The 11746-nt window shown below is 42.3% G+C and carries 11 protein-coding genes; 2 read left to right on the forward strand and 9 right to left on the reverse strand.

Annotation, left to right across the window (positions count from 1 at the left end; translation table 11 throughout):
- Positions 1 to 140 precede the first annotated feature (140 nt).
- The 7 genes from Q0064_RS08820 to Q0064_RS08850 all read right to left on the reverse strand — a co-directional run bounded on the left by Q0064_RS08820 (position 141) and on the right by Q0064_RS08850 (position 7777).
- Entirely contained in the window at positions 141 to 476 is a 336-nt protein-coding gene (locus Q0064_RS08820; RefSeq protein WP_298147335.1) for a GIY-YIG nuclease family protein, read from the reverse strand.
- 310 nt (positions 477 to 786) lie between these two features.
- Positions 787 to 1542, reverse strand: coding sequence for a TIGR03915 family putative DNA repair protein (locus tag Q0064_RS08825; protein ID WP_298147338.1), 756 nt, complete (start codon positions 1540 to 1542; stop codon positions 787 to 789).
- Positions 1539 to 2798: a putative DNA modification/repair radical SAM protein gene (locus Q0064_RS08830; RefSeq protein WP_298147341.1), complete on the reverse strand. Its 1260-nt coding sequence runs from the start codon at positions 2796 to 2798 to the stop codon at positions 1539 to 1541. Before Q0064_RS08830 ends, Q0064_RS08825 begins: the two co-directional genes overlap by 4 nt.
- A 116-nt stretch (positions 2799 to 2914) precedes the next feature.
- The gene (locus Q0064_RS08835) at positions 2915 to 3310 is read right to left on the reverse strand and encodes a hypothetical protein (protein WP_298147344.1); all 396 of its coding nucleotides are present in this window, start codon (positions 3308 to 3310) and stop codon (positions 2915 to 2917) included.
- Between the two features lie 7 nt (positions 3311 to 3317).
- Complete coding sequence (locus Q0064_RS08840; RefSeq protein WP_366095035.1) at positions 3318 to 5165, reverse strand: M1 family metallopeptidase; 1848 nt, start codon at positions 5163 to 5165, stop codon at positions 3318 to 3320.
- Positions 5166 to 5231: 66 nt separating this feature from the next.
- On the reverse strand, positions 5232 to 6836 hold the full coding sequence (locus Q0064_RS08845) for a S8 family peptidase (protein ID WP_298147351.1): 1605 nt from the start codon (positions 6834 to 6836) through the stop codon (positions 5232 to 5234).
- Between the two features lie 83 nt (positions 6837 to 6919).
- Entirely contained in the window at positions 6920 to 7777 is an 858-nt protein-coding gene (locus Q0064_RS08850; RefSeq protein ID WP_298147354.1) for an MBL fold metallo-hydrolase, read from the reverse strand.
- 301 nt (positions 7778 to 8078) lie between these two features.
- Here Q0064_RS08850 and Q0064_RS08855 point away from each other — a divergent pair, with 301 nt between their 5' ends.
- Together Q0064_RS08855 and Q0064_RS08860 are read left to right on the forward strand one after the other, a co-directional pair.
- Positions 8079 to 8426 (forward strand): membrane-binding protein, encoded by a 348-nt coding sequence (locus tag Q0064_RS08855; RefSeq protein WP_298147357.1) that lies wholly within the window; start codon positions 8079 to 8081, stop codon positions 8424 to 8426.
- A 129-nt stretch (positions 8427 to 8555) separates the two neighbouring features.
- The gene (locus Q0064_RS08860) at positions 8556 to 8819 is read left to right on the forward strand and encodes a type II toxin-antitoxin system Phd/YefM family antitoxin (RefSeq protein WP_298147361.1); all 264 of its coding nucleotides are present in this window, start codon (positions 8556 to 8558) and stop codon (positions 8817 to 8819) included.
- A gap of 193 nt (positions 8820 to 9012) precedes the next feature.
- On the opposite strand, the gene Q0064_RS08865 is transcribed toward Q0064_RS08860, so the two are convergent.
- Both Q0064_RS08865 and odhB read right to left on the reverse strand, forming a co-directional pair.
- Complete coding sequence (locus Q0064_RS08865) at positions 9013 to 9912, reverse strand: hypothetical protein (RefSeq protein ID WP_298147364.1); 900 nt, start codon at positions 9910 to 9912, stop codon at positions 9013 to 9015.
- Between the two features lie 578 nt (positions 9913 to 10490).
- The gene (gene odhB / locus Q0064_RS08870) at positions 10491 to 11738 is read right to left on the reverse strand and encodes a 2-oxoglutarate dehydrogenase complex dihydrolipoyllysine-residue succinyltransferase (protein WP_298147411.1); all 1248 of its coding nucleotides are present in this window, start codon (positions 11736 to 11738) and stop codon (positions 10491 to 10493) included.
- Positions 11739 to 11746 lie beyond the last annotated feature (8 nt).

Raw genomic sequence — 11746 nt, forward strand, 5'->3', positions numbered from 1 at the left:
CTCAGGCAGCACTTCGACAAGCTCAGGCAGCACTTCGACAAGCTCAGGCAGCACTTCGACAAGCTCAGGCAGCACTTCGACAGGTTCAGGCAACGTCCATCAGCGACCTCAAACAAGTGAAATGATTTTAAGCCTGACAGCTAATTACTAGATTCTATGTTTTTATTTTCAGTATTTTTTAAATTCCATATTTTGTCATAATTGCGCGCTAGTTCAGGTAAGTTGTCGTGCAAACCATTAATTAAAGCTTCTTTCTTCTCCCTTCGCCATTTCTGAACTTGCTTTTCCCTATAATATGCTTCGTCAATTCTATCAAACTCTTCATAGTATACAAGCTCAACAGGTAATCGCTTTCTTGTGTGATTTGCCCCTTCTCCACATTGATGTTGATTTAGTCTAAGTTCTAAATCAAATGTGCTGCCAACATAATAGCTACCATCACGACATTTCAAGATATACATATAACCGCTAACCATAAAAATCGAATTTGAAAATTGAGAGTCAATTGCGAAAAGGAATTATAAAGATAATTATTTTAAATAACGCTTTACGTGTCGTGTAATGCCTTCGACAGGCTCAGGCAGCGAGTAAGTATTTTCTAAAACCCGTTATTATGTTTAATTAGAGGTAACGTTAACGTCGGCTGAGTTTGTCGAAGCCATAGTGTTACGTGTCGTGTAATGCCTTCGACAGGCTCAGGCAGCGAAAATGATTTCCAAGAGAGAGAAAAAAGCTCAAGATTTTAGTTTTCTATTACAATAGCATGAAATTACATTTTATAGTTTTTTAATTCATTCGCTTTTCCGTCAGGTATTTCCAGTAGCGGCGCGGTACGTGTTGCAAGTGTAATTTCATGTTTTTACGTGCCGGGATGTTGGTGCTTTTAAAGTAGTCGTTCCAAAGCAAGGCGTACAAATTTTCTTTTTCGTGCAAGAGTTCCTTGTCCTTCATCTTCGGCGCGTGCTCAAAAACTACTTCGGTAACCTGATTCAAATCGTAGTAAAATCCGTAGTTTCTTTTTAAGTCGTAGATGATCCATTTCTGGTCGGCATAGCGGTTTTTGAAAAAATAAATTACCAGTGGAATGACATTAAAATCGGGTTCTACACCGGCATAAAATAAGCCGTCGGCCGTTTCTTCAAAGCGAATAAATGCTTTCATGCGGTGGCGCTCGCGACTCACACTTTTGTCGATTTTTGTCAATGCCATCAATGCCGGATGCCCGTAATTGTTTTCGATGTTCTCGGCACTGTCGAAACAGTAGCAAATGAATTCCAAAATGTTTTGAAAGGCTTCTTCGAGTTCCGACAAAAAGCAGCAGTACAAGCGTTGTTGCCAGGTTATGGAGAGTTTTTTTTGCAACGCTGTCCAAACACGGTTCGCTTTTTCATCGGTGGTTTGCACGTGGTGTATGTCGGCCAGCAATTGCGGTTGGTGCGTTGACTTGGATTCGAGTTTAACGTCTTTGAATTTGCGTTCGTACTTGTCGAATACCGCGCTTAAAATTCCTTCGAAACTGCCATCGAAAACAAGTATCGTCATGAGAATAAGCTCAATTGATTTTGCGGTGTTTTCAAGTATTTGCTGTTCGAGTCTTGCAAAATTTGCGCCTTTACTTGGTGTGGTTCTGGATTTGTCAACTGGATTACACTATCGGCACAGCGAATAAAATGTTTGGCTCTATTGTAGGCAATGCCCATTTTTCGCAGCTGGTCGGAACGCAAACGGCCAAATTTACGCGCTTGCACAATTTTCTGTGCCGAACCAACGCCAATTCCGGGTACGCGCAAAATCATGTAATAATCGGCGGTGTTTATATCCACAGGAAATAAGTCGGGATTTCGCAAGGCCCAGCTCAATTTTGGATCGATATCTACGTCGAGATGCGGGTTGTTTTCGTTGAGAATTTCACGTACGTTAAAACCGTAGAAACGCATAAGCCAATCGGTTTGATACAAACGATTTTCGCGAAGCAACGGCGGTTGAGAACCAATTTGCGGCATTCGCGTGTCGTAACTAATCGGAATAAAACCGGAATAATACACGCGTTTGAGATCGAACGAGCGGTAGTATTGATCGGCCGAATACATGATTTCCATGTCGGTTTCGGGCGTAGCGCCAATCACCATTTGTGTGCTTTGTCCGGCGGGCACAAATTTGGGTGTCGATTTGATCAGTTTCTTTTCATCCTTAAACGCAATGATGCTGTTTTTGATGAATCCGAGTGGTTTTTTTACTTCGTCGTGCGATTTTTCGGGCGCCAATAATTTGAGTCCGTTTTCGGTAGGCATTTCTAGATTGATGCTCATCCGATCGGCGTATAAACCGGCTTCGGTGAGTAGTTCTTCGCTGGCGCCGGGTATGGTTTTTAGGTGAATGTAGCCGTTGAATTTGTGTTCGAGGCGCAGTTTTTTCGCGATTCGTACCAAACGTTCCATGGTATAATCGGCGTTTTTGAAGATACCCGAACTGAGAAACAAACCTTCGATGTAGTTTCGTCGGTAAAAACTCATGGTTAGATCTACGACTTCATCAACGGTAAAAGCGGCTCGTTTAACATCATTTGATTTTCGCGAAACGCAAAAGGCACAGTCGTAAATACAATGGTTGGTGAGTAAAATTTTGAGTAGGGAAACGCAGCGACCGTCTTCGGTATAGGTGTGGCAAATACCGGAAGCGCTAGAGTCGCCCAGGCCTTTGTTGGTATTTTTTCGGTTGCCTCCGCTGGAAGAGCACGAAACGTCGTATTTCGCTGCATCGGCAAGTATGCTCAGTTTTTCTCTAATCCGATCCCACATACAATTTGTTTTGGAACAAATTACAAAACAGCGTTTAAGTGCTTGGGGAACAATTGTTAAAAGTTAAAGAAAGGTTTTATTTTGAGAAAAAATGTAGCAAAGTTGACAATTACTCTTTAATCGTACACATTATACACATACCGCACATCGCTGTAGTTCACATAAATTTGTTTGCGATTGTTTTGCTTTTTGCGGGTAATAATATCAACATCTACACGTGCGCCGTCTAGATTTGCGCATCGAAATCCGATGATGATGTCGTTGTCGGTTTCAATTTTCTCGGCGTATTCCATGATTTCGAAGACCTGTATTTCTTTCGAACCAATAATGATGCGTTCTTTTTTTCCGTCGAGCGTAATGACTACGGTCGATTCTTCAAAAGGTGTCCAATCGCTCCAGGAATCGTTATCTAAGCGTTCGGTTATACTAAAACTTGTTGCTTTAAATCGGTACACCTGAGCCTGAAGAAGGGTGGGTAAGCAAAGCAGCAACAACAAACAAAATTTTCTCACAATTCGATTATTTTTCGTTCACAAAGATATCATTTGCGCGGTCAGTATCGGCAACAAATCCATCGGGATCTAGTAGCACGCGTTTTAAATCTGCAAACAAAACGTTTGTTTTAATTCGGTATTGTGGTTGTGCCCAAGGCCAGTCGGCTTGCACGCTTCCTTGAAACTTCGGATTGCCGTGCATTTCCCGAAGCGGAATACAATAATATTCAGAGGTGCCATTTTTTAACTCCAGGAGTACCTGTTGCGGCATTGGCATTAAGCCTTTTCGCGTCACAAGTATTTCGGCGCGTCCGCTTTCGTCGGAAGTTGCCGTTACAGCGTAGTCAATTTTATTGGTGGTTTGCGTCCAGTCGGTAACAAACCAATCGAGTTGTACACTGTTTTGTTTTTCCAGGATTCGCACCAAATCATTTGGCGTTGGATGTTTGAATTTAAATTCGTCAAAAAACGTCTTCAAGCCTTTTATCAATTGATCTTTACCTAGTAAATACTGCAATTGCGTCAAGAAAAGCTGCCCTTTAAAGTAGGAAGCTACGCTGTAAGAACGATTTTCTTCAAACCGATCGGCATGTGTTGTTAACGCCTGCTCTTTACCCGAAGTTTGCAATTTCGCAACAGCGGTATACGCGCCTGTAAACGGATTGACGGCGGTGTTTTTATTCAGTTCGGCGATAGCTAAATCTTCAATGTACGAGGTAAATCCTTCATCCATCCAGGCGTATTTACTTTCGTTACTGGCCAGCAAGCCTTGAAACCAAGCGTGTCCCATTTCGTGTGCGGTAACTCCCAACAAACCGTCGTATTTGCCTTCTCCCAAAATTAGGGTGCACATTTGGTATTCCATACCGCCATCGCCACCTTGAATGATGCTGTATTGCTTGTACGGATACGTTCCTATAAGCTGGTTGTAGAAATTCATCACGCGAATGGCATCGGGCTGCAAGCGTTTCCAATTTTCTATAATTTTTGGATTGTCTTTGTAGAAAAAGTGCAAAACCGTTCCGTTGTCGAGTTGTGCTTGGTCGTGAATGTACTTATCGTCGGCGGCCCAAGTGAAATCATGTACTTTTTCGGCTTTGAAATGCCATACGAGTTTGCCGTCGCGACGAACGTTTTGCTTGAATTTTGTACTGTAACCGTGACCAATTTCGTTCGGATTTTGTAAAATACCTGTTCCGCCAATCGTGTAGTTTTTATCGATTGCAATCGTCACGTCAAAATTGCCCCATTCGCCGTAAAACTCACGAGCAATGTACGCGTTAGCATGCCAACCCTCGGTGTCGTAAGCGGCAATTTTTGGATACCACTGACTCATCGAAATGGCAATTCCTTCTTTGTTGTTGCGTCCGGAGCGACGAATTTGCACAGGCAGTTGCCCTTTAAAATTCCATTTAAACGTAACTTTTTCTCCTGCTTTTATCGGTTTTGAAAGAAGTAATTGTGCTAAGGTTCCTTTTTGAAGTACGGTAATTTTTTGTCCGTTGCAGCTTACATCGGCTAACTCCAGCAAACCAATTTCGTTTGGTTGTAGCTTAGCGATCCGGCTTTCAAAACGTTCTTTGTCGCCTTCTTTAATGCCGGTAGCCATACGCCGGTCTGGATCGGGAATGTTTTGTAAACGAATGTCCATTTCGCTTCCCGGTTGAAACGCGTTGGGATATAAATGAATAAAAACGGTGTTTAAATCGTCGGGCGAGTTATTTGTGTACACTATGGTTTGCTCACCCGTATATTGAAAGCTTTTTACATCGAAGTCGACGTTTATTTTGTAATCCACGTGTTGCTGCCAGGGATGCGTAGCTTGAGCAAAAGTGAAACTGCACGATAGCAGTAAGAGCGAAAAGTACTTCATCATCGCTAATTAGAATAAGCTTTTTGTAAAAAGAGCCGCTTTTCAGCAGCTCTTTTCGAAATAATATTAACCTTTTATTTCCTTTATCTTTCCTTTCGAAACTTGTTCGGCCATTTGTAAAGCTTTATACGCATTTACAAACTTTCCGCTTACCGAAAGTGTTTTGTATTCTTTAGGACTTCCATCTTCGCCTGCCAAAACTTTCTGGTCGACTTGAGTTCCCGAAGCCATAATAATTTGCTTCACTTGCTTAGCCGATAATTTTGGATAGTACGAACGAATTAAAGCCGCAACACCAGCAACGTTTGGCGAAGCCATAGAAGTACCTTGTAAAAATTGGTACGATTCTTTTGGAGTCGTCGCGTAAATCTGAACGCCCGGTGCAAAAACATCTACGTTTAATTGTCCGTAGTTCGAGAAATCGGCAACAATGTTTTCGCCGTACGCCGGATTCAAAGCGCCAATGGTAAGTACATTCGCTGCAAATTCGGTTTTCTTATCGTCTGAGTCGTTCGGGAAATTATCTTCCACATCGATGTCCTTCGCGTCGTTACCTGCAGCGTGAACAATTAAAACGTCTTTTTTCTCAGCATATTTAATAGCATCGTACACCCATTGTTTGTGTGGCGAAAAACTTTTTCCAAATGAAGCGTTAATCACTTTTGCTCCGTTATCAACGGCATAGCGAATAGCCAAAGCAATGTCTTTATCGTACTCATCGCCATCTGGTACGGCTCTACAAGTCAAAATTTGCACATTGTCGGCAATACCATCGCCACCCATACCGTTGTTACGCGATTGCGCCACGATACCCGCTACGTGTGTTCCGTGTAAAGCTTCGTCTTTATCCGGACCAATAACATTATTGTCTCCGTATTTAGTGTCTTTCAAGTCGTTCGGGTTGTCGCCCAAAGTTTTTCTGTAGTCCACAAAACCAGCTCCCGACGCAATGGTTGAAGCTTCGTCGAGTTGCTTCTTAATTTCTTTCAGCAACTCGGCTACAGGCAAACCGTAACCCAACATTTGTGTCATTACCATTTTGGCACGAACCACATCTTTATCTGTTGAGGTAATGGTTTCCAAATCTTCTACGGTGTAGATTTCTTTTTTCAACTCTTTCTGAAGTAAAGCGTCGGCTTTTGTAGTTCCTTCAAGCGCTTTTTCCATTTGCGTTTTCATCGCAAGCGATTCTTGGAATTTACTGTCGTATTGCTTTTTAGCCTTTTGGTAGGTTGCATCGTCAACTAAATTTTTGTCGTTGGCAATACGCGCATACTCGTAGTTTTCTTTGGTAATATTCCCCAAGAAATTCCAGCCGTGAATGTCGTCTATGTAACCGTTTTTATCGTCGTCAATGCCGTTTCCAGCAATTTCTTTTTTATTGGTCCATACAACCGACTGTAAATCTGGATGTTCAATATCTACTCCCGAATCAATAATTCCAACGATTACCGGATTCGATTTCTTGCCTTTCAATAATTCTGCGTAAGCACGGTCTACACTCATACCCGGAACGCTGTCTTTTTCCATGTCAAGGTGACTCCAGCGCTTGAGTTCGTTTTCAGTTAACTGCGCTTTTTTAGCGGTGTAGCTTTGTGCATTCGCCTGCGTTGCGCACAAGAGGCTCAGAGATGCGAATAATACAAATCCGCTTAATTTTATTTTTTGCATGAGTCTAAATTAATATTGTGTAACAAATGTAGCAGAGTTTACGAATTAGCGGTTGCTATTAACGTAATTTTATAAACGCCATTTTACAAAATGTCGCTTAGCGCAAAAACGTCTTTCAAGCGCACGCCTTTTTCGGTGTCTTGCAAGTTTATAATCGGGTTGTGCGCGTCGTGTTCCATAAACAAATACCAGTTTTCGCGAACGGCAAAATCGTAAAACGCCTGTTTTTCGGGCATGGTTAACAAAGGTCTGGTGTCGTAACCCATCACGTACGGAAGCGGAATGTGTCCGGCAGTTGGGAGCAAATCGGCCATAAACGCAATTTTTTTGCCTTGGTAGGTAATAACGGGAATCATCATTTGGTCGGTATGTCCGTTGGCGTAAAAAATCTCGAAACCAAGTTCTTCTGCAAAGGCAAGTGTTTCAGTAGGTTCGTCGATAAAGTACAACTGACCCGCTTCGGCAATCGGCAAAATATTCTCACTTAAAAACGAGGCTTTTTCGCGAGCGTTGGGTTTGGTTGCCCATTCCCAATGGCGTTTGTTGGTCCAATACTTAGCGTTTTTAAACGTGGTTTCGAAACCGGTTTTGCTGGCATTGTGCGATACGGCGCCACCGCAATGGTCGAAATGCAAGTGCGTTAAAAACACATCGGTAATGTCGTTGGCGTGAAATCCCGCATTTTTAAGCGATTGGTGCAATTCGTGCTCGCCCCACATATTGTAAAATCCGAAGAATTTCTCCGATTGTTTGTTGCCCATGCCGGTGTCTATGAGCGTCAGGCGGTTGCTATTTTCAATAAGCAAACAGCGCGCAGCTAAATCAATTTGGTTGTTGGCATCGGCCGGATTGGTTTTATGCCAAAGCACTTTCGGAACCACGCCAAACATGGCACCGCCGTCGAGTTTAAAATTTCCCGCTTCAATAGCATGTAATTTCATGAATCGTTTTTTAGTGCGCTAAAGGTACGTATTTGCGGGTTTATTTTTTGGGCGCCCGGGCACGCCATCGCTCATACTCCTCGCCACAAAAGCCACCGATTGTGCGTCATGTAAAAGAGGTTCCGGCTTTTGTGGCTGTGGGGTAACCGCTCTGTCGTTGGCGCGGCAGCCGTCTTTGATGGAACTTTTCAAACCGTTTCCAATGTTAAATTTTTTGCAATGTTACCAAATTGTTAAGCCAATGTGTTGCGTATGTAAATTAATTGTTATCTTTGAGTTATTAATTTAAAGTTCAACTCATATGAAAACGATGTTTGTTTGGAGCGCGCTATTGATGTTCGCTGTTGGTTTTTCGCAAGGAATTGCGCCGAAGCATGAGGTAGTTGACAATTTGGTTAAATCAACGTATTACCACGATAACGGTCAAGTTGCGCAACAAGGTTATTATAAGAACGGTAAAGTTCACGGTCAGTGGGTGTCGTACGATGCTGCGGGTAATAAAGTAGCCATGGGAACTTACAACGAAGGCGAGAAAACCGGGAAATGGTTCTTCTGGAATCAAAACAGCTTAAGCGAAGTCGATTATTCGTCTTCGCGTGTTGCCAAAGTTAAAAGCTGGAAGCAAGATGCTGTAGTAGTAAGAAACTAACTAATCCAATTATTGAAAAAGCACCGTCGAAAGGCGGTGCTTTTTTGTTTATGGGAAATTTAAAATTAGTTGATCTGGTAATTGATTTCGGATTAAATTTACTTCATTCAAAATTGCAAAACACACAAAATGAAAGCAGTTACTTTAGCAAGCTTCCGAAAGCAACTTAACAAATATCTGGCGGAGGTGACCGATTCGCAAGATGTACTAATCGTAGCGGGCAAGAAGGAAGACGATGCGGTGGTATGCCTGTCCATTAAAGAGTATAATTCTGTCATCGAGACATCGCATTTGCTTTCGACAAAAGCGAATCGAAATTGGCTTGACGAATCTATTTCGCAGTTCGAAAGTGGCGAATATAAAACGATAGATATAGAGCACTATTTTAATTAACGAGCTACAGAATCATATATACTTTAACGCATAGCCAGCGACCTTCGGTTGGTATATAACGTTGTGGGCGAACGCGGAGTTGACCAGAAATGCGTGGTAGTTCAATGCCGATTCCACTACGATGATTTTTGAGCGGAAATGAATTTTGGTTCAACGTATTCCTTGCGTGAAGAACAGCAGCGGAAGTTCTCTTTTATTCTGCAAAAACACCATATAACACAATGGCTGGCGCTACCAACATACTTTTATGTGGTTTGCGTTTAAATTGATACGCATAATCGTAATTTAAAAAAGCATTTACATTGATAAGCTCTTCGGAAGACTTATTAATTTTTAATTTCCAGTACCTGTTAAAATAATCGGTTCTTTCAGAAATTTGAAATTTGAGTTTAGTCTGTTCTTTTAAATCGGGTATGAAATTGAGCTTTCCGTCTTTTGGGTAGTTCAACAGTTTAACAGTCACAAAAATCTGCTCATTGGGTTTTAATTCATAGGCTTGGTTCAAAGGTACTTCTATTTTACCCTTTTGTTTTGTTTGAATCTTGATGCTGTCGGTCGAAAACAATTCTCTTGATATTAAAATATAGTCGCTCACTTTCGTTTTTTCGATAGCAAAAAATTTAATGACCACATTGGTTTCATGAACGGCTTTGTCTATAAAAAAATCAACTTTACGAACCGCAATTGTTTTGCTGTGGGGATTAGTAAATAGTATTCCGCCATAAATCGAGTCTGAAATTCTGGCACTCCGGCTCTTAACAAATCTGTTTAATTCACCAAAGCGAATTGTGTTATCTCGCTTGTTGCTGATTACAACTTCGTCTAAAAACAGCATCCTCTTATTTAGATAAATTAAAGTATCAATTTTTGATTTTGGTACGATAAGATCTTCGTAATCGAACTTTGATAAGAATAGAGAATCGTATGGCTTAGAGGAGTCTAAAGTTGTAAACTCGTTCAATTTTGTGATTCCTTTTGAAACCGTATCACCACGAAATAAAAGGGTGTAGTTAACTTCTTCAATAAGCTCGTGTGTATCTTGATCTAGTACAATAAATGTTTGACAAAAAACATTTAGTTGTGTAAAAAGCAAAAAACAGAGAAGTGTTTTTAACTTATTAGATCGTTGTAATTTATGTTGAAAAAGAGGCAAAATATTGTTGTTAATCGCGTCTAAGTTATAAAAATTTTATCATAACGTATTCCCTGCGTGAAGGACAGCAGCGGAAACCGTTTGCAGCTGTTTTGGAGCAGTGGCACGACGGAAACTGCGACCAGCGGAAGCACGTTTGCGGCGCAGCCAATGCCCAAAAGTGCAAAAACGTTGCAGCGAATGGCCTGACGGCGGTGCACTATTTTCGATGACGCAACAGCGCATCTGCCGGCACGCTCTAATAACCTGAGTTCGACATAAAAACCTTTGTTAGATCGCTTGAGATGAAAACTTTATATTGGCAACTAATAATTACGATGCATTATTTTTTATCGCTAATCATTTAAACAGTCGCTTACGTCGTTGTATTTTTTTGCGATACCTCGGTATCCCAAAGAAAATACGCCTTGTAATCAACTATTTAAATGATTTCTAACTTCGATTTTTATATCGAACTCAGTTTAATAAAAAAACCGACACTTTTCAGTATCGGTTTCTGTATAAAAACTAACTTCTTTTTATAATTCGAGGGCTTTCTGAGCGTCGCCGTTCATTAATAATTCGAGCGGATTTTCGAGTGCTTCTTTAACAGCTACCAAGAAACCAACCGACTCGCGGCCGTCGATAATGCGGTGATCGTACGACAGCGCCACGTACATCATCGGGTGAATTTCGACTTTTCCGTTTACAGCAATCGGGCGCTCGATGATGTTGTGCATACCTAAAATACCCGATTGCGGTGGGTTGATGATGGGCGTGCTAAGCATGCTTCCGAAAACGCCGCCGTTTGAAATGGTAAACGTTCCTCCGGTCATATCGTCTACGGTAATTTGCCCGTCGCGAGCGCGTAAAGCCAAGCGCTTAATTTCGGCTTCTACACCTCTAAACGTTAGGTTTTCGGCGTTGCGAACTACAGGAACCATCAAACCTTTTGGTCCGCTAACGGCAACTGAAATATCGCAGAAATCGTATGAAATTTTATCGTTTCCGTCGATCATCGAATTTACATCTGGGTACAATTGCAATGCGCGAACAACCGCCTTTGTAAAAAACGACATATAGCCGAGGCTTAATCCGCCGTGTTTAGCCTTAAATGCGTCTTTGTATTGGTTGCGAATGATGTTTATTGGCGTCATGTTTACCTCGTTAAACGTGGTAAGCATGGCGGTTTCGTTTTTAGCGGCCACCAAACGCTCGGCAACCTTACGGCGCAACATAGATAATTTGGTTCGCGATGAGCTGCGGTTTCCTCCGGTTGGCGTTCCCATGCTGGCTGGCGCGTTTACGGCATCGTCTTTTGTAATACGTCCGTCTTTTCCGGTGCCTTTGATAGCAGTTGGGTCAAGTTGACGCTCATCGATGATTTTACGAGCTGCTGGCGATGGCGTTCCTGCGGCGTATGTTGGTGCAGCTGCGGCTGGAGTTGCGAGCGTTTCTGCTTTTGGCGCTTCTGCCTTTGGTGCTTCTGCCTTTGGAGCTTCGGCTTTAGGCGCTTCAGTTGCTGCTCCGGCTGCTGGTTTAGCTGCTGAGGTGTCGATCAAACAAACTACGGCGCCCACTGCTACGGCGTCGCCTTCAGCTGCTTTTAGGGTAATAATACCGCTGGCTTCTGCCGGAAGTTCGAGTGTTGCCTTATCGGAATCCACTTCGGCAATTGCTTGATCTTTTTCGACATAGTCGCCGTCTTTTACCAACCAAGTTGCAATTTCAACTTCGGTGATTGATTCGCCCGGAGAGGGCACTTTCATTTCTAGGATATTGCTCATTGCGTTAC

Origin of the sequence: Flavobacterium sp., assembly GCF_027490375.1 — a bacterium.
Taxonomy (GTDB): Bacteria; Bacteroidota; Bacteroidia; order Flavobacteriales; family Flavobacteriaceae; genus Flavobacterium.

Coding starts and splice junctions, on each gene's coding strand:
- Q0064_RS08820 (WP_298147335.1), bottom strand. CDS start 476: ATGGTTAGCGGTTATATGTATATCTTGAAATGTCGTGATGGTAGCTAT.
- Q0064_RS08825 (WP_298147338.1), bottom strand. CDS start 1,542: ATGACGATACTTGTTTTCGATGGCAGTTTCGAAGGAATTTTAAGCGCG.
- Q0064_RS08830 (WP_298147341.1), bottom strand. CDS start 2,798: ATGTGGGATCGGATTAGAGAAAAACTGAGCATACTTGCCGATGCAGCG.
- Q0064_RS08840 (WP_366095035.1), bottom strand. CDS start 5,165: ATGAAGTACTTTTCGCTCTTACTGCTATCGTGCAGTTTCACTTTTGCT.
- Q0064_RS08845 (WP_298147351.1), bottom strand. CDS start 6,836: ATGCAAAAAATAAAATTAAGCGGATTTGTATTATTCGCATCTCTGAGC.
- Q0064_RS08850 (WP_298147354.1), bottom strand. CDS start 7,777: ATGAAATTACATGCTATTGAAGCGGGAAATTTTAAACTCGACGGCGGT.
- Q0064_RS08855 (WP_298147357.1), top strand. CDS start 8,079: ATGAAAACGATGTTTGTTTGGAGCGCGCTATTGATGTTCGCTGTTGGT.
- Q0064_RS08860 (WP_298147361.1), top strand. CDS start 8,556: ATGAAAGCAGTTACTTTAGCAAGCTTCCGAAAGCAACTTAACAAATAT.
- odhB (WP_298147411.1), bottom strand. CDS start 11,738: ATGAGCAATATCCTAGAAATGAAAGTGCCCTCTCCGGGCGAATCAATC.